Below are 18,177 nucleotides of genomic sequence, written 5' to 3'. Positions count from 1 at the left end.
CCCGAAGCGGGGCAACACAAGTCGGGCATGCGCGTGAGAAAACGCATCTTCGCCTCGAGCCGGCTTCGGACGTGGTTTCGGTCTCTGTCCTACCTATCCGGTCCCTGCGCTCGCTCCGTGTAGATCGCACCATTCAGCCAGTTCGGCCAATCCCGCTCGAAGAAGGATCTCGCGGCTCCGTCGAACGGCCTGTTCTGGCGTGTTGAAATCTCCAGCCTTTCCCCGACCATGCGGACGATGATCTGTTCTGCCTTATGCGCGGTCTTTTCTGTGCGAAAACGATAGGCGCTCAGAGGCCCGTTCTTCGACATCGGCAATGCCTCGCCGTTCGGATCGCAGATCGCCCGCGCGCCCCGGCTTCCGCCGCCCTGATCAATGAAGTGATCCAGCGCGGACAGGACCGCTTCGGACACCAGCGCCATCTGCTGCCACTGCACGACGCGCGCCACCTCCGAGGGCCGGCCGGTGGCTATTCCCCGTTTACGGATCGCCGCGTTCAGCGCGCGCGCTTCGTCGCGTGCCACTTTCACCTCGGAGGGTTTGCAGATGATGCCGGCCCTGTCGCTCATCCGCGTCTGGATATCCTGCCGGAGCGAGTGCACCGAATGGGGGCTATCCTTTTGCACCAGGTTTCTGATTGCCGAAACGGCTGCCGCCAGGCTCGCAGAGATGTCGTCCTGGGCTACCTCGCGCGCCTTGCCGCTGGCGGCAATATGTTCGGCGACGCGGGTCCCGAAGACTTGCCCCGCATTCAGGGCCGAGCCACCCGGGCGCGTCACCCCATGCGTGCCGGCCGCCTCGCCCACGGCATAGACGCCGGCAAGATTGCTCTGCCCCCAGATGTCGACCTTCACCCCGCCATTCATATGCTGGTTGTTCACCGAGAATTCGAGCGGGTCGGTCGCGATGTCGACCTTGTAGCGGCGGTATAGTTCGATCGCGAGCGGGTTCATGTGGCGCAGCCGATCGATGGGCAGAACCTGGTCCGCTCCCGCGTTGCGCAGATAGAGGCTGGCATCCTCGTCCAGCCGATCGAGACTGAACGGCCGGTCTCCGGGGACTGGCAGCGGGTTGCGATTGAAGTCCATGAACACGCGCCGGCCGGCCTCCGTTTCGCGATGGATCGCCAGGTCCACGAGGCTGGACTTGAAATCCAGCATCCGGCCGGCGTGGAAGGGCCATTGGTAGCCCTTGCGGAACACGTTCGAGGCCAGTTCCTGCGTCGTGCGGTAGTAGTCAGCAAGGAAATGCCGCTCGGTCCCTGCCGCATCCACCGAGTAGATATGCGGGATCACCTGAACATAGGTGCCAGAAAGGTTCCACGGGAAGCCCTCGCGCCGGGTACTGATCCCAAATTGCGCTTCGGTGATGTTGGTCGCTTCGATTCCGGCCTCCAGCGCCATGCCGAGGGAACCGAAGCAGCCATTCGGGAATACGCTGTCGCGGTAAAGCTCTCCCGGTCCGCCCGCCGCCAGCACCAACGCGCCGCACTGGAAGGCAGCCAGTCCGAAACGGTTCGTCTCGCTCCGATCCTTCGGCCGGATCGCCAGCAGGCCCGTCACCCGCCGCTCCTTGCCCGTACCGTCGGTCAGGATGCGCAGCCCGGTCGTCTGGTTGAAGATCGGGACGCCCAGCCGGATGGCCTCCTGCGCCAGGACCTTCACCATCAGCCGGGAGGTGCGCGGCCCGCAACTGGTGGCACGGCCGACCTCGTCGTGATCGGTCTGGTAGCGGAGGGTGCCGCCCAATTCGTTCTGCGGCAGCGGCAGGCCGAGATATTGCAACGATGCCATCGCCCGGCCCGAGCCCACGGCCTCGATATAGGCGGTGTCCTCGTCCATCGCGCCGCCGGCGCGGAGCGCGCGGCCCATAGCCTTGTAGTCGTCGCCCTGGTCGGCTGTGTTGGCCGTGTGCAGCGTCTGCTTGTCAGATCCAGAGCAGGCGGAGGTGCCGCCCCAGGCGCTCTGGCTGATGATCACCACGTTGACACCACGCCGTTTCAACTCCACAGCCGCGCGCAGCCCCGCCGCGCCACTGCCGATCACCACGCAGCCGCAACCGAGGACCGGTATCCGATCGCCGCCCGTCTCCAGTGCATCTGGAAAGGCCGGTTCCGGAGCAAGCCGGGGCATTTCGACATCCGTCAGGGCGTCGAGGGTTTCCTGGGAGACTTTGGTCGTCATGGCCGATGCCCTGTCTCTTGTCATTCTGGGTGAGTGGCAGGTTCCGGGCTTTTGCGCCGAAGTCCAGCCCCTTACATCGCCGACAAATTGAAACCCTCTCTGGAACCGGCAAAATGTTCTGGACAGGGATGCCCGGCACGCGCCCCTTGCGGGTTCCTGGACAGCGCAACAGCGCGAGCCAGGGTCGGGCCGGCCGCAAGGAAACCGGCACCGCGCGCCGGAACGAAACGGTACATAATTCTGCCCCTCAGGTGCGTGACGTAGCGGAAATGAACCCGCTCTCGTGAAAGGCGAAATCGGTATCCGTGGGCGGGGCCGGAGGTTATTGACCGGTGTGCCTGAACCCTGCGCGGCGCGGCCAAGAGGCTTGATCGGTGCGCAAAACGCAAGCAACATTCAACAGAAGGCGTTCTACTTGGGGATGTCTGTTGATTGGGCAGTGCTCAATTCAAGAATTGTCGAACAAGAGATTTCAGGAAAGGAAAGCCAAATGGGCGTTAATGAGATCAAGTCAAAACTGTTTGGAAATGTCGACTATGTGTGCGGCGGTCACGGAGCCCGTTGGACCTCGGACGGCAAGTTCACGATCCCGAACGGCATTACCATCAAGTTCTATTGTCGCGATGGCGATCCGCTGGGCAATGAGCGCGGCAAGGCCGTCGATCAGATCGTGAACGGTGGCGCTGCGCCCGGAGGCGCGCGTACTCGTCGGACCGGGCAACAGTGCTGGGACTACCGGCTATTCAATCATCGCTCCGGGCTTTACCTGAATCTCGGTATGCGGTCGCAGGCGAACGAGCGCTATATTCAGACTTCGAACAATGACCAGGGTGTGCGGCTTTCGGCGATCTGCAATACGATCATCCGGGCGACGCCGAATGCAACGATCCACTGGAGCGCCTGCCGCGTGATCGAGGCAGACAATTCGCATTTTGACCTTGAGGATCCGGTTTACGATGGCGTTCTCGCCGCGCTGTCCAAGAGAGCGTTCGCCTGATTCCGTCCTCTTAGGGCAGGGCTGGGCGGCGGCTCTGCAGCACTTGCGCCCATGGACCCAAGCTTGAAACCGCCCGTGGACAGCGTCGCTCCTGCCCAGGAAGCCGTTCTGCAAAGACCATCGTCCGACAATGAGGTTCGTCTCTGCACACTAAGACGACGGACAGCGAGGTTGACGGCCATTTTGCGACCGTCGGCGGGCAAATCGGCGAGGAACGCCCGGCCGCTGATACAAATATCTGCCGTCGCGAGCAGAGATGGTCATGGCTGCGTTCAAACACCGTCATCAATGCTATCTCGCGCCCGCCTTCGATGATCTGCCACCTGATCCCGACGCCGCGCTGGATGCACTGCTTGACCGGATCAGCGACAGGATGGCGACCGAAACCTCGCACGGTTGCCTGTTCCACGCGGCAGTGGCTGCCGATCCCGGTAGCGCGCGGCTGCGCGAATTACTCACGCGACACAAGGCCGAGGTTGCGCGCAAGGCCAGCGAGGCGGCTGATCTGCCAGAGGCCGAGAACGCGCTCTTGCTGATCATCGAGGGGTTGACCAAGACCTGGCCCTTGCATGGTCACGCAGTGGAAGGGCACGCCCAGTCTATGGCGCGTGCCTTGCGCATAACGAGGGAATAGTCCGGAACCAACGGCAGGCATGCCCCGCACAACGCTTTGAGCCGAGGGCCGGTGTTTCTCCTTGGGTGGGACAAGTTGAGCCTTTTTCGGTTCGGAGGGGAGTGTCTTATCGTGATGTTGCTGCCAGTTGCTGCCGGTAGGCTTCCAGCCGCCCGCTGGCGTTGCTGTCGACTAACATGACGATACTGAGGAAAGCGATGGTGGTGATCAAACCTGCGCGCCATGCGGGGCCATTCAGCACGATGATCAGTGCGGCTGCGACGACGATCAAAAGTGGTATGACCTTGAACACCGCCGTGCCGTATTGCGCAATGGTCCTGTCGGCGCGCGTGATCTCGGACGCGACAAAGGCGGGTGCGTCCTGTGCGACGGCCGGGCCGTAGCCTGCCAGGGTGTTCCATGTCCCGTAAAGCAGGCCAGTGCCGAGAATAAGCAGCAGGACGCCCGATACCAGCGTCGGCATCACGTAGGCGCGTGCCATATCTGTGCGACCGACCTGCCAAAACGCGATACTCGCCGCCAGAAACAGCGCCCCGAATAAGAGGAAGGCGCTGTTGGAGAGCATTTCGGCCTTGGCCCAGTCCGTTGAGGCCTTGAGGATGTCCATATCCGTTACCTGATCCGTTGTTGGAGGGGGCTGCCCTTGTGAAAAACCTGGCCGTCACACTGCCCAGGTGAAGCCGGTGGCCTGCTCGGAGACGTCCCAAAGGCGGGTCATGACGGATTTGTCGTGCGCGTGCGGCTGCAGCGTGCCACGGCCCACGGGACCCACGAATTCCATCCGCCCGGTGGGGCCGTAAAGCGCGCGCTGTTCCAGCCCGGTTTCGGTGGCGCACATGACCTCGGGATAGGCGCCCTGTTCGGCGGTCTGCACCATGGGAGTCTTGGTCATCAGCCACCATGAGATCCGCGTCAGCAAGCCGCCGCTGGTGCTGATCAGCGACGTGGCGGAAGAGCCGGGGTGGCAAACGTAGACCTCAACCTTGCGGGAGGCAGCCTTGAGCCTGTCCTGAAGCTCATAGGCGAACATCATTTGCGCCAGTTTGCTCTGGCTGTAGGCGGTGTTTGCGCTGTAGTCCTTTTCCCAGTTCATGTCGTCGAACTTGATGGTGCGCAGACCCATCTTGTAGCCGAGGCTGGCGACCACGACGATGCGGCCTTGCGATGCTTCGATACGGTCGAACAGCATCCCGCACAGAACGAAGTGGCCATAATGGTTGGTGCCCAGCTGGCTTTCGAACCCGTCCACGGTCAGCTGGCGCGACGGCACCTGGGCGATGGCGGCATTGCAGATCAGCGCGTCGATACGCGGGACAGTGTTCAGGATCTCATTCGCGGCGGCACGCACGCTGGACAGATCCGACAGGTCCATGCGGACAAAGCTGACGTCGGCCTGCGCGCCAAATTCCCGCTTTAGGTCCTGGATGGCTGCGGTCGACCGTTCGACGCTCCGGTTCAGCATCACCACCTTCGCGCCACGGGTCAGCAGGATGCGCGCCGCCTGGAAACCCGCGCCCGCATTCGCGCCGGTGATGACATAGGTCTTGCCGGTGAGAGAGGCGAGGCGGTCGGGTGTCCATCCTTTGGGTCCAAAGGTCGTGTCTGCCATGTGTCTGATCCTTCCGTTGATCGCGCCGCTTGGCGGCATTGTTGAAAGGGGAGATAGATCTCATGGCGCGTGCAAAACAGGCGTGATCCTCGCGAATACTTGCCTGATTGTCTCAGTGACATTGCGATATGACGTCCCGATGGATTATAGAAAAGCCATGAGCAAGAACACCATCAGGCAGATCATCGAGACCCGGATGCCAAGGGACGGCATGATCCAGACCGGCATCAAGGGCGTTCAGTTGTTCCGCGCGACAGAGGCGGTGCCCTGCGCCCCGGCGGTCTATGAACCCTGCGTCATTGCCATCGTCAGCGGAGGCAAGGAGACCGTTCTGGACGGGCAGCGCTACGTCTATGACAGCAGTGAATACCTGTGCTGTCCGATGTCCATGCCGGTAGAGGCCGGGACGCCCACGGTCTCTCCGGAGAACCCGCTCTACGGCGTCTATATCGCGCTCGACCAACGGCTGATGACCGAATTGGCCATCGAGATGGAGGCCACAGGCAGCCGCATGTCAACAACCGAAGGAAGCGCCCGAGGCATAAGGCTCGCGCGCTGGGACGACGGTTTCCTTGACGCACTCCTACGGTTGGTGCGGCTGGGGGATAGCCCGACGGACACCGCCGTCCTGGGCGATGCGCGGCTGCGAGAGCTCCACTATGCCATTCTGAAGGGCGAGGCCGGTCCGTTTGCCCGGCAGGCCTTTGGCCCCGGCAACGCCATCGCGCGGTCCATCGCGCATGTGTCGTCCAGGCTGGACGAACAGGTATCCATCGACGACATGGCGAACCGCGCCGGCATGAGCCGGGCCGTGTTCCATCGCAAATTCAAGCAGGCAACCACCATGTCGCCCATCCAGTTCGTGAAATCCATGCGCCTGAACAACGCCGCGATGAAGATCGCAGGTGGCATGACCGTTTCAGAGGCCGCGATGGATGTCGGCTACGTCAGCGCCTCGCAATTCAGCCGGGAGTTCAAGCGGATGTATGGCCTGTCGCCAAGGCAATGGAGCGACAGGCACCAACTGCCGGCGGGTTTGGTGTGATGGGCTGAATGGCACAGACGAGGTTGAGCGGGCCGTGGTCCCGAACTCATTTCGATCTGCTTGCATCTGCCCCAGACAGCGCTGAGCATGACCACATTCCGTGATTGGCCGGTTTCCGTCGCTCCTGCCCTGGTCCCGATCGAGGAAGCTCGCATTGCTGGTGAAAACCGACCGTGGCCCGCCAGAAACAAGACTTCGGGCCTGGCCGCTTCGGGGCAACTCCGGTGGTGGCTCACCCGACATTCCCGATTGTTCGCAGGGGACAGCCACACTTGTCGCCTAGCCAAGGATCAACGCAGGTCCGCGCATTGTTTCCTTGCAGGTTCCGGCAATGCACCGGCAGCGAACGGACGCTTACGCGCGTCGCGGCGTCAGGCCATCTTGCCCAAGATCGGCTCACGGCCGAGTTGCCTTGGTCAGTTCCTGCAATCTGTCGATCCGACCAAAGTCGGATAACGTACTCCTTGGTAGTCGTTTCGATAGCTTCCCAGGTGCCCGAAAAGCCCGACGAATAACAAAGGTGTCGCCTGCTCTAACCTCGAATTCCTTGCCGCCGACTTCCGAAACAATCAAATTTCATTCCAGTCTGCGGCAGTATTCCCACTCTCCGTATTGGATCTACCACTTGCCTGGGGTGGAACGCCAAGTCTCGCAGTACATGCGCTCACGTCCTGCTATGTTCCATGTGGTGAACTCGGGTGACCCTGCGATAAGCCTGTCAGCGGGCGGCATCCGCGAGGCGACTCAGAGGCCGCAGGCTAAGCGGATGCTCCGGAACCACTTGGGAAGGCGGGATGACCGGCGCTGCGCTGGAAGCGTTCCACGGAAGGTTTTCATCCGGGAGAGCGTGCCAATGGCGGAGGTTCAGCGGTTCATTTCCGCTCGGAAGCGCAATAGACTGAAAAATCGCAAGCTACGCAGTGGTGCATTTGCCGTCGGACTTGGATGCCCGGATCATACGCGCAGCATGGTTGGGAGGACGCAGAGAAGATGGGAAAACCGGTGGTCTTGATCGCGGGGGGCGGGATTGGGGGCCTTTCGTTGGCGCTGACGCTTGAACAGATCGGTGTCAAACCGGTCGTGTTCGAAGCGGTCCCGGAACTGAAGCCGCTGGGTGTGGGCATCAATATTCAGCCCAATGCCGTGCGGGAGCTTCTGGATCTCGGTATTTCACTCGAAGAACTGGACGGCGTCGGCGTGCCCGCGAAGGAATGGGCGCTTGTCGGGCTCAACGGGAACGACATTTATTCCGAGCCACGCGGCCTCGAAGCCGGGTACAACTGGCCGCAATACGCGGTGCATCGGGGCCGCTTCCACATGCTGCTGCATCGCAAGCTGATTGAGCGCTGCGGGGACGATGCGGTGCGTCTCGGTTCCCGGGTAGCGGGCTACCGCAACAATCCGGGCGGGACGGTTGCCTGCCTGATCACGCTGGCAGATGGCAGCCGGACCGAGGAACATGGCAAACTGCTGATCGGAGCGGACGGCATTCACTCCGCGATCCGCGCCCAGATGCATCCCGGCCAGCCGCCGATCCACTGGGGTGGCGCGGTGATGTGGCGGGGCACGACCCGCGCTCCTGCGATCCGGACCGGTTCATCCTTCGTCGGGCTTGGAACGCATCGGCACCGGATGGTCATCTATCCGATCTCGCATCCGGACGCGGATGGGACCGCGGTCATCAACTGGATTGCCGAAGTCACCTATGACGACCCGCCGGAGCGCGAGAGCGGTTGGTTCAAGCCCGTCGAGGTCAACGACTTCATCGGTCAGTTCGAAGGGTGGACATGGGACTGGCTCGACGTTCCCGAACTCCTGCGAAATGCCGACCTCGCCTATGAGAACCCGATGATCGACCGGGATCCGGTGCCGACATGGCACGACGGTGGTGTCGCGCTCCTCGGGGACGCGGCCCATGCCATGTATCCGACCGGATCGAACGGTGCCAGCCAGGCGATCATCGATGCGCGCGTTCTGGGGGCAAAGATGGTTGCGCATGGCGTGACGCAGGACGCGCTGGCGGCCTATGATTCCGAGCTATGCGGGCCGGTGTCCGAACTGATCCTGCGCAACCGGGGCGCCGGGCCGTTCGGGTTGCTGAATGTTGTCGATGAACGATGCGGCGGCGAATTCGAGCATATCGATGATGTCGTTCCACCGGACGAGCGGGCGGAATTCATGGCTGCCTACAAGGCCGCGGCTGGCTTCGCCATCGAGAAACTGAACGCGTCATCGCCGACGATTCCCGCTGGCGCCTGCGTGGATTAAAAGGACTGATCCGGAAAGGCGTGCGTGTCTTCGGTGTCGCTGGACCTTGCGTCCTGCAGGCTCTCCGCCTCTCTGCCGGACACCGTGGCGATGAGCGACCGCAGCCAGACATGCGGCGCCGAGCTGTGCGTCCGGGCGGTCCAGAACATGTCGATGGGAATCTCGGCCGAAACGGGGCAGGCGACCGAGGCCACATCGCCTTGGTACGTCTGCGCGATGCGCCTTGGCACCGTTGCGATCAGGTCGGTTCCCAGCAATATCCGGTCCATGCTCGCCGGGCTTGGAACCTCCATCGCCGTGTTGGGCTGGTAGCCCGCAGTTTCCATCTCCACCAGAAAGCGCGCCCGATACCCGTCACCGTAATTGACGATGACCTGCGGTGCCCTGACAAAGCTTTCCAGATCGAGAGGGGCCTGCGCCAGCGGGTTCTGCGGGTCCATGATGCAGACATAGTCTTCCTTGAATAGGGATCGCCTGAAATAGCCTGCTTCCTGAATCTGGACTGCCCCGAGCAGGATGTCGCTCTGCGATCGCGTGAGCTGCCCCTTGCCCTGAACTGTCGAGGAAATCACCTTCAGCCTGATGCCGGGTGCCTCGCACCGAAGCACACGGACGATCTGCGGAAGGATGGTGACCCGCTCGTAATAGTTGCAACTGATGCCGATTTCGAGCGAGGCGACCGCCGGTTCGAAGTCCCGCGGCGCAGCAAGCTCCTCGAACCGATCCAACAACTCGCCCGCCTGCGCGACGATCTCGGAACAGCGCGTCGTCGGCACGATGCCCTGCCCCTGCCGCACGAAAAGCGGATCGTCAAAGGCCTCGCGCAGACGCGCCAGCGTGTAGCTGACCGTCGACTGGGCCAGACCGAGCGTTTCGGCGGCCCGGGAGAAGCTGCCCAATTCATGGACGAGCCGCAAGGTCCGGAGGGACGCAAAATCGAGATTCGGCAGTTCGAAGGGCACGGGTTAACCTATCGAAATTTTCGATTCACATTATCAATTCCATCGGATTGTTCAATAAAGAGGACATGGCTACGGTCTTTCGACGCATCTGAAGGAGGAGATGGATGCACGAAGCCACCTTGTCGGACGTTCCCGTCGACGGCAGCATCACGATCGCGCAACTCACCGAGGCCCCCTATACGATCTATCGGCGCCTGCGGGCCGATGCGCCGGTCCTGCGGGTTCCGAGCGTCAACCGGATCCTGCTGACCAAGGCTGCCGATACGAAATACGTCAAGGATAACTGGCAGAAATTCAGCTCCGACGACCCGCGCACCCCGATGAAACGCGCCTTTCAGGCCCATACGCTGATGCGCAAGGACGGCGCGGCGCATAAGCGGGAACGCGACGCCATGGCGCCAGCCTTTTCGCCGCGCAATATTCAGGGTTGTTGGCAGGAGATCTACACGAGGGTCGCGGAGGAGTATATTGGGCGCCTGCCGCGCGGCGAGACGGTGGACCTTTTCACGGCGCTGGCCGCGCCCTATGCCGCGCGCTGCCTGACCCATCTTCTGGGTATTCCAGAGGCGACAGATGACGAGATGATCCGCTGGTCGCAGGCGCTGATCGACGGGGCGGGGAATTTCGGTAATGTGCCGGAAATTTACGAACGCTCTGACAAAGCCAATGCCGAGATGAACGCGCTGTTCGACGCATGCGTTGAACGGGTGCGTGCGGCCCCCGATTTGTCCGCCCTCTCTGCCATGGTCAATGTGGACGATCCGATTGAGACCAGCCAGATCTATGCCAATGTGAAGATTGCCATCGGCGGCGGCATCAACGAACCGCGCGATGCCTTGCTGACCATCCTCTACGGGCTTTTCACCAATCCCGATCAGCTCGAGGCCTGCAAGGCCGACGCGATGTGGACGGCCGCGTTCGAGGAGGGTGTCCGCTGGGTGGCGCCGATCCAGGCCAGCTCGCGCCTTGTCACGGAAGATACCGAAATCCGAGGCCACGCGATTGCAAGGGGCGAAGTGGTGATGACGGTGCAGGCCTCGGCCTGCCACGACGAGGAGCTGTACGACAGTCCGGAAGACTACAACATTTTCAGGCCGAAGACCCCGCACCAGGCTTTCGGAAACGGCCCGCACTTCTGCCAGGGCACGCATATCGCACGTCGGATGCTTGCGGGTATCGTCCTGCCGATGCTGTTCGACCGGTTTCCGAACATGAGCTTGCCGGACCCGGCACAGGTGAAGTTCTGGGGCTTTGGCTTCCGCGGGCCGCTCAGCCTGCCGGTCACGCTGAACTGAACAACGAACAAGAAGAATAACTGCGCGAATGGGAGGAAAAAACACATGATCCGACGCAGCCTGATTGCATCCGCCACCGCCGCTGCGCTGGCCACCAGTCTCCTGCCGGGGCTGGCCGCCGCACAGGAGGTCACGCTCCGCCTGCACCAGTTCCTGCCGCCACCGGCGACGGTGCCCAAACACATCCTGAAACCCTGGGCGAGCCGGGTCGAGGAGGCCTCGGGCGGCAAGGTGAAGATCGAGCATTTCGATGCGATGTCGCTTGGCGGCAAACCACCGGAGCTGATGGATCAGGCCATCGACGGTGTGGCCGATATCATCATGACGGTTGTGGGCTACACACCCGGCCGCTTCCCTCGTACCGAGGTGTTCGAGCTGCCATTCATGATGACCGATCCGGTGGCCACTTCGATGGCCTACCAGGAGATGGTCGAGGCCGACCTGCAAGCGAACGAATACAAGGACGTGAAGGTCCTCGGCGCCTGGGTGCATGGACCCGGCGTGATCCATGCCAGCCGGCCCATCGAGACCGTCGAGGACATGGAAGGGCTGAAGGTGCGCGGCCCGACACGGGTGATCAACGACCTGCTCAATGAACTCGGTGCGACACCTGTCGGTTTGCCGCTGCCCGCGATTCCCGAAGCTCTTTCCAAGAACGTGGTGTCCGGCACCGTGATCCCTTGGGAGGTCACACCGGCGATCAAGCTTACCGAACTCGTGACCAACCACACCGAGTTCACCGGAGACGAAGCGCTTTACACGGCGACCATCGTCCTCGTGATGAACAAGGCGAAATACGAGAGCCTGCCGGACGATATCCGCGCGGCAATCGACGCGGAATCCGGCCTGAACCTGTCGAAATTCGCGGCCGAGGTTATGTGGGAAAACGACGCGCCGGGGCGTGCCATTGCCGAGAAGGCAGGCAACAACATCATCCAGTTGCCGGAAGAGGAGGTCGCGCGGTTCAAGGAGAAGGCGCAACCGGTGATCGACCGCTGGGTTGCCGAAATGGAAGAGGCCGGCATAGACGGCAAACAGCTGATCTCGGACGCGAAAGCGCTGATTAAGAAGAACGGCGGCTGAGACTGCCGAACCAGGTGGCGGGCGGCATGTGTCGCCCGTTCATCTCTAACCTGACAGCTATGCGGAAGACTCGGACATGCAGATTCCAGTGCCGGTGCTGACCTATTCCTTCACGCTGCGGGTGGACCTTGCCGCGCCGATCGAAATGGGTGCCGGTCGTGCCGGACAGCGGCGCATCATCCCGATCGTTGGCGGAGCGGCCCTAGGGCCCGACATTGTCGGCAAGGTCCTGAACCTTGGGGCGGACTGGCAAACCGTGTTTGCCGACGGCGCTGCCCATCTCGACACCCGCTATGCACTGGAAACGGAGGACGGCGCGGTCATTGAAGTGGTCAATGTCGGCGCACGGCACGGATCTCCCGAGGTGATTGCTCGCCTTGCCGCCGGAGAGGATGTCGATCCGGCCAGCTACTACATGCGGACCGCGGCCCGGCTTGAAACGGGTGACGAACGATATGGCTGGGTCAATCACACCCTCTTTGCAGGCGCGGGTATCCGCCGGGCGTCCTCCGTGGAGATCGCCTTCTACAAGGTTGAGTGAACGCGGAGCCCGGTGCGAAGTATGACATCATCGGAGCCCCGTCGAGCAATGCTTGCTCGTCTTTCGCTTGATGCCTCTGAGAAGCTTGTCAGCGGCATCTTCCGACGTTCCGGGTTTCTTGCTCATCTGCGCTCCTTAAAGGCTTCGATGAACCAGAATCTTCCGTTGTCCAAATCCTCAAATCTGTACCTCAGGTGCTGACGTCAGATACCGCTGAAGGTTTGGCGGGGGCAAAGCCCTGGTCTGACACGAGAAGGATCACCCGATCAGAGAAGTGGCCCAACGATGGACATCGCATTGTTCCAGAGCCGCCTGGTCCATGGCCAGGCCTGGGCTTCGGCCAGGGTCACGGGCCTGCTGTCGGCGATATAGGCATCCTGCCGGGCCCGCATTTCGGCCGTCATAGCCCTGTCGTGCAGAAGGATATTGTTCTCGTAGTTCAGGTCGAAACTCCGCTTGTCCATGTTGGCGGATCCGATCAGGGTGACCTCGCCATCCACCGTCACGGATTTCGTGTGCAGCAGGCCAGGCTGGTACTCGTGGATTTCGACGCCCGCCGTCAGCAGATCCTCGTAATACGACCGGCTGGTCGCGCCGACCGCGAAATCGTCGTTTCGGGCGGGAAAGACAATCGACACCTGCACGCCGCGATTGGCCGCCGCGCAGAGCCCGGCCTGGATCGCTTCGTTCGGCACGTAATACGGGGTGGTTATGACCAGCTCCCGGCGCGCGGAATACATCAGGCTCTCGAACATTTCGGGCATGGCTGAATGCCGGACCGTCGGCCCGCTGGCGACGACCTGCGCCGAAAACCCAGGCGATTGCGGCTCCAACGGTTCCCGCAGTACCTCGCTGAGATCCTCGTCGTAATTCGCCATCCAGTCGCTGGCGAAGAGGTGCTGGTTTTGACGCACGATCGGCCCTTCGAACCGCATCACAGCATCTACCCAGGGCGCGTATTTGGCTTTGGGAAGAAAGGCGGGATCGGCGCAGTTCTGGCTGCCGCAATAGGTGACACGATTGTCGATCACGAGGATCTTGCGGTGGTCCCGCAGATCGATCCGCCCGTCGAAGACCCGCACCAGCGGATTCCCGATCTTGAGTGCACGGGCCAGCTTGATGCCGGCATCGCCCATCTCCGTCCAATAAGAACTCTTGATCAATGCGCGCGAGCCAAGATCGTCCACCATCGCGCGGCAGGTCACGCCCCGTGCAGCCGCGCGTTTCAGCGCCTCGATCATCTTCAGGCCGTTATTGTCCGGCAGCCAGATATAGAACATCAGATGCACATGGTCGGTGGCGGCATCAACATCGGCGACCATCTCGTCGATGGCGGCGTCGGAATCCTTCATCAGTCGAGCTCGGTTGCCACCTACAGGGGCATAACCGCTGATCGAGCGGCCGACGTTGAAGAGTTGGTCGTATCGGTCCGGGATCGGTGGCGGCGGGTCCAATGTGTCCCAGCCGGGGGTCTCGTCGGGGACCGGCAAGCCTTCGGCAATCCGGTTCAGCCGAGCAATACGCTTGCGGCCGATGCTTGTCTCGCCAAGCAGGAGATAGGCGATGACCCCGATGATCGGCAACGCCAGGACCACGACGATCCACGCCATGCGCGATGCAGGGTCCCGGTTCGGGCGCAGCAGCACCCGGACGATGCAGGCTGCAACGATCAGGCTTCCAAGGATGGCCAGAAGCATTTGTTTCTCCTCTTCTGTCGGCCCAGGTGGAGCACTTCGGGCCGGACCTCACACTATGCTCTACCTGATCCGAAAGGCAGGCGTCACGCGACGGCCTTCAAACCCTTTCGCAGCGCATGGATGGTGGCCTCCGAAAGGTCGCCTTTGAAGACCTTCCCGCGCAGCGGTTCGACGGCATACAGGAAGTCGGCAAGCGTCGACCTTTCACCGACGAGGACGAGCGCCGAGCTGTCCTTGACCAGGGCAACCGCGAGTTCATCAAGGCGCGGATCCTCCAGCATCATCTCCTTTGTTGCACCGCCCATGGCGCCCAGCGATCCACCAAGTGCGGCCCCCGCCATCGCGCCCCCGGGTCCGAACAGAAGCCCGATCAGCCCGCCCGTGATCAGGCCCCACTTTCCGCCGGCCCCGACATCGCTGTCGTCCTGGGCCCAGGTGCTGTGGATATGCGTGACCCCGAGCTTACCCCTAGAAAGCACAGCCAGATCCTCGACCCAAATGCCCGCAGGATCATGGTCGGCCAGGGCGTCGAGTGCCTTGCGGGCCGTCCTGTGACCGTCAAAAACGACGGCAACAAATCCGTACATTTCTCTTCCTCTCCCATGCAGCCTGCATCACTGCCGTCGAGGCGCTCGCACCTGAAGCGTGAGCGCCCTGCCGTGCTCTCTTGTTGCACATGATCGGAGCCCGTTCTGGCCTCTGCATGCCATCGTCCAGCCAACAAGCGAATTGAGCAGATTCCCGGTGCAGTCCTCTCACGAAAAACGCCCGGCCTTTCAGTCCGAGGGCACCGCGTCAATCAGTGCCACGCGGTTTGATCGTCGCCTCTCACTGAACCCATTCTGCTTGGCGCGAGATGGCCAGAAAGCTTCTGCGCGCTGTGGCAATGACTTCGTATCTGGAGCCAACCGGCCGCGCCTTCGTCGGGCATTTGAGCAACGTCGCGGGTTGAATGGGCCGATGGGAGGACCGAAGCAATGAACACCAGCGCTCAGACCTATGACATCGTGCTCGCCAACGGGCGGGTGATCGACCCCGAGACCTACATGGACGGGACGTTCAATGTCGGGATCAACGGCGGGAAAATCGCTGCAATCTCCGCCGAGCCACTGGAGGGCAGGGAGGTGGTCGACGCCACCGGCAAGATCGTTTCGCCCGGCTTCATCGACCTGCACGCCCACTGCATGAATATCGCCAGCAACCGAATGCAGGCCTTCGATGGTTTGACCACGGCGCTCGAACTGGAAGCAGGGATGTTGCCAGTAGGCGAATTCTACGACACTTGCGCTGCGGAAGGCCGTCCGATCAACTATGGTGTCTCGGCCGGCTGGCTGGTCGCCCGCACGGTCACGCTCAGCCCCGAAAAGGCGGTGAACGGGAAGCCTGTACCCACGATCACCTACACGCTGGGCAATTTCGATGCGACGGCGTGGGTCGAAAATCCGGCTCACGGAGATGAGCTCCAAGGGATCCTGGATCTCGTGGAGCAGGGGCTGAAGGAAGGCGGGATCGGCATCGGATTTGCGTGGGGCTATGCCCCCGGGGCGGGGCTGAAGGAATGCCGGGAAATCTGGAAATTGGCCAAGAAATACGAGCGCCCGACCTATACGCATATTCAGAACCTCTCGATGCTCGACCCGAACTCCGGCGTGCGAAATGTGATCGAGCTGATCGGGTTGGCCGGCGCAACGGGCGCCCACACCCATATATGTCATTGGAATTCCACCAGCTTGCGGGACATCCCGATCATCGTCGATGTGGTCAGACAGGCGCAACACGCGGGCTTGCCGGTGACCACCGAGGCCTATGTCTATGGCGCAGGAAACTCGGCGATCGGGGCGGCAGAGTTCGACCCGAGGGATGTCGAGGATCGCATGGGGATCGAGTGGTCGGACTTCACCCTGGTCAAGAACATGCACGACTTTGGCTCCAAGGAAGAGTTCGTCACCGCGCGCGAGGCAAACCCGGGCGACTCTGTCGTCGTCCATTTCCTGCGTGAAGACGACAACCCGCATGATGCCAGTCTGTTGGACATGTCTGTCATGTATCCCGGTACCGCGATCTGTACCGACGGCTTGCCGAATGTCGCGGCGGACGGAAGCTTCTATGAAGGCCGAGATTGGCCCCTTCCCGCAGGTCTCAACAATCACCCGCGCGCCAGTGGCAATTACAGCCGGTTCCTGCGCAAATGGGTGCGGGAGCGGGGGGTCATGAGCTGGATGGACGCGATCCGCCATGCGTCATTGAACCCGGCATTGATTCTCCAAGACACGGTTCCGGGGATGAAGAACAAAGGCCGGATGCAACAAGGCGCCGATGCCGACATCATCGTCTTCGACCCGAACACCGTGTCGGAACAGGCCGATTTCCAGAACCCGGTCAAGGTGTCGAAGGGCATGCACCACGTGATGGTCAACGGCACCTTTCTGATCCGGGATGAGCAACTGGACACCGAAGCGATGCCCGGCCAGGCGATCCGCGCGCCGATCGTCGATTGATGCACGGAATGGAAAACGCGGTAAAATATCCCCCGGTCCCGGTCACAATCGTGGCCGGGTTCCTCGGGGCCGGCAAGACGACCTTGCTCAACCACATCCTGACCACGGATCATTCCCGGCGCATCGCGGTGATCGTGAACGATTTCGGCGCGATCAACATCGACGCCGACCTGGTGACCGATGTCGGCGACGGGATGGTCAGCCTTGCCAATGGTTGCATTTGCTGCGCGATCCGCTCCGACCTGATCGGGGCTGTCCTGAAACTGGTGAACCTGCCGGCGCGTCCGGATCACATCGTGATTGAATCCAGCGGCGTGGCAGACCCGAACAGCGTGTTCCGGACGTTTCTGCAACCGGACATCCGCAACCTGATCCTGATCGATGGTGTCCTGACAGTGGTCGATGCCGAACAGGCATTGAGCATCCCCGAACAGGAACGCAAACTTGCCACCCAGCAGGTCGCGGGGGGCGATCTGATCATCCTGAACAAGACGGATTTGGTGGGTCCCGAGAGGCTCACACAGACGCGGGACTGGATCGTTTCAGTCAATGCCGGGGCACAGATCCTTGATGCTGTGCAATGTAGCCTGCCGGTCGAGATCCTGTTGGGCGTGAACGCGGGAGATTTGCCGGATGCGGCCGATGCCCATGCGCAGGACCATAACCATAACCATCACCATGACGAGGCCTTCGAGAGTTGGAGCTATACCAGCCCCCGACCGATCCGGCTGGCCCGGTTGAGTAAGCTTCTGAACCACCTCCCGCCAGAAGTGTTCCGGGCCAAGGGGTTCATCTTCGCCGCGGACACACCGGACAGGCGTCACGTGTTGCAGATGGTCGGACGACGGGCGGTTCTGTCCGTCGAGCAACCCTGGGGTGATAAGGTTCCCGAAACACGGCTGGTGTTCATTGCGCGAAGCGGCATCTGCAACACTCATGCGATCTGTAATGCTCTCGATGATCTCACTGAGGACGCCTCTGATGGATGATAGGTGCGCCTCGTTCCCCGTCTCGACTGCCCGGACCCTGGCCCGTGTTTTGCGCTTGTCATCCTTCTTTGCGATCTCACGCTGTGCGGCTTCGGTGCGCAGACCGACATAAGAACGCGACAGAAAACCGAAGAGCTCTTGGCACGACTGTACGACATGCCGTTCGCGCGTCCTTGCCATCCGACAGCGTCAGTTCGATCTCACGCAGCAGCTTCAGGACGTCCTCGTCCGAATACCGCTTCCGAGCCATCTCGTCCCCCTTGCCCGGCCAAAGTAGTGGCCCAGTTTTAGGGGGCAATGACACTCGATGGCCTGATCGATTTCTTCTGTCCGTCGTCAGATAATTTGGGACGCTTGAGCGTTTTTCGGATTGGAG

At 61.7% G+C, this 18,177-nt stretch carries 15 protein-coding genes; 9 read left to right on the top strand and 6 right to left on the bottom strand.

What is annotated here, in order from left to right; translation table 11 throughout:
• Nucleotides 1-89: 89 nt before the first annotated feature.
• Nucleotides 90-2,183 carry an FAD-dependent oxidoreductase gene (locus AX756_RS22370; protein ID WP_068317405.1) on the bottom strand — a complete coding sequence of 698 codons (2,094 nt, stop codon included), beginning with the start codon at nt 2,181-2,183 and terminating at the stop codon, nt 90-92.
• 283 nt (nt 2,184-2,466) lie between these two features.
• On the opposite strand from AX756_RS22370, the gene AX756_RS22365 reads away from it, so the two are divergent.
• On the top strand, nt 2,467-3,180 hold the full coding sequence (locus AX756_RS22365; RefSeq protein ID WP_156461626.1) for a putative adhesin: 714 nt from the start codon (nt 2,467-2,469) through the stop codon (nt 3,178-3,180).
• 262 nt (nt 3,181-3,442) lie between these two features.
• On the top strand, nt 3,443-3,814 hold the full coding sequence (locus tag AX756_RS22360) for a TetR/AcrR family transcriptional regulator (protein ID WP_156461625.1): 372 nt from the start codon (nt 3,443-3,445) through the stop codon (nt 3,812-3,814).
• Nucleotides 3,815-3,920: 106 nt separating this feature from the next.
• Here the strand turns inward: AX756_RS22360 and AX756_RS22355 are convergent, their stop codons facing one another.
• Entirely contained in the window at nt 3,921-4,421 is a 501-nt protein-coding gene (locus AX756_RS22355) for a hypothetical protein (RefSeq protein ID WP_068317398.1), read from the bottom strand.
• 54 nt (nt 4,422-4,475) lie between these two features.
• Nucleotides 4,476-5,423, bottom strand: coding sequence for an SDR family oxidoreductase (locus AX756_RS22350; protein ID WP_068317396.1), 948 nt, complete (start codon nt 5,421-5,423; stop codon nt 4,476-4,478).
• A gap of 157 nt (nt 5,424-5,580) precedes the next feature.
• Here AX756_RS22350 and AX756_RS22345 point away from each other — a divergent pair, with 157 nt between their 5' ends.
• Together AX756_RS22345 and AX756_RS22340 are read left to right on the top strand one after the other, a co-directional pair.
• Nucleotides 5,581-6,468 (top strand): AraC family transcriptional regulator, encoded by an 888-nt coding sequence (locus AX756_RS22345; RefSeq protein ID WP_068317392.1) that lies wholly within the window; start codon nt 5,581-5,583, stop codon nt 6,466-6,468.
• A 990-nt stretch (nt 6,469-7,458) separates the two neighbouring features.
• Complete coding sequence (locus AX756_RS22340; RefSeq protein ID WP_068317388.1) at nt 7,459-8,736, top strand: flavin-dependent oxidoreductase; 1,278 nt, start codon at nt 7,459-7,461, stop codon at nt 8,734-8,736.
• Here AX756_RS22340 and AX756_RS22335 read toward each other — a convergent pair.
• A complete protein-coding gene (locus AX756_RS22335; RefSeq protein WP_068317386.1) occupies nt 8,733-9,698 on the bottom strand; it encodes a LysR family transcriptional regulator in 966 nt (321 codons plus the stop codon). The two genes, AX756_RS22340 and AX756_RS22335, sit on opposite strands and share 4 nt — an antisense overlap.
• 104 nt (nt 9,699-9,802) lie before the next feature.
• Here AX756_RS22335 and AX756_RS22330 point away from each other — a divergent pair, with 104 nt between their 5' ends.
• The 3 genes from AX756_RS22330 to AX756_RS22320 all read left to right on the top strand — a co-directional run bounded on the left by AX756_RS22330 (nt 9,803) and on the right by AX756_RS22320 (nt 12,617).
• Nucleotides 9,803-10,993, top strand: a complete 1,191-nt coding sequence (locus AX756_RS22330) for a cytochrome P450 (RefSeq protein WP_068317382.1) — start codon at nt 9,803-9,805, stop codon at nt 10,991-10,993.
• A 45-nt stretch (nt 10,994-11,038) separates the two neighbouring features.
• Nucleotides 11,039-12,076: a TRAP transporter substrate-binding protein gene (locus AX756_RS22325; protein ID WP_068317380.1), complete on the top strand. Its 1,038-nt coding sequence runs from the start codon at nt 11,039-11,041 to the stop codon at nt 12,074-12,076.
• Between the two features lie 76 nt (nt 12,077-12,152).
• Nucleotides 12,153-12,617 (top strand): DUF3237 domain-containing protein, encoded by a 465-nt coding sequence (locus AX756_RS22320; RefSeq protein ID WP_068317378.1) that lies wholly within the window; start codon nt 12,153-12,155, stop codon nt 12,615-12,617.
• A gap of 266 nt (nt 12,618-12,883) precedes the next feature.
• Here AX756_RS22320 and cls read toward each other — a convergent pair whose 3' ends face one another.
• Together cls and AX756_RS22310 are read right to left on the bottom strand one after the other, a co-directional pair.
• Complete coding sequence (gene cls, locus AX756_RS22315; RefSeq protein WP_068317375.1) at nt 12,884-14,314, bottom strand: cardiolipin synthase; 1,431 nt, start codon at nt 14,312-14,314, stop codon at nt 12,884-12,886.
• An 83-nt stretch (nt 14,315-14,397) separates the two neighbouring features.
• The gene (locus AX756_RS22310; protein ID WP_068317372.1) at nt 14,398-14,901 is read right to left on the bottom strand and encodes a DUF1269 domain-containing protein; all 504 of its coding nucleotides are present in this window, start codon (nt 14,899-14,901) and stop codon (nt 14,398-14,400) included.
• Between the two features lie 390 nt (nt 14,902-15,291).
• On the opposite strand from AX756_RS22310, the gene AX756_RS22305 reads away from it, so the two are divergent.
• Together AX756_RS22305 and AX756_RS22300 are read left to right on the top strand one after the other, a co-directional pair.
• The gene (locus tag AX756_RS22305; RefSeq protein ID WP_068317370.1) at nt 15,292-16,812 is read left to right on the top strand and encodes an amidohydrolase family protein; all 1,521 of its coding nucleotides are present in this window, start codon (nt 15,292-15,294) and stop codon (nt 16,810-16,812) included.
• 8 nt (nt 16,813-16,820) lie between these two features.
• The gene (locus tag AX756_RS22300) at nt 16,821-17,801 is read left to right on the top strand and encodes a CobW family GTP-binding protein (protein ID WP_197431115.1); all 981 of its coding nucleotides are present in this window, start codon (nt 16,821-16,823) and stop codon (nt 17,799-17,801) included.
• The last annotated feature ends 376 nt before the right edge of the window (nt 17,802-18,177 follow it).

Source organism: Aliiruegeria sabulilitoris (assembly GCF_001558155.1).
GTDB classification, from domain to species: Bacteria; Pseudomonadota; Alphaproteobacteria; order Rhodobacterales; family Rhodobacteraceae; genus Tropicimonas; species Tropicimonas sabulilitoris.
Note: the sequence above shows the minus strand (reverse complement) of the source record. Positions and strands in the feature narration are given on the sequence as shown.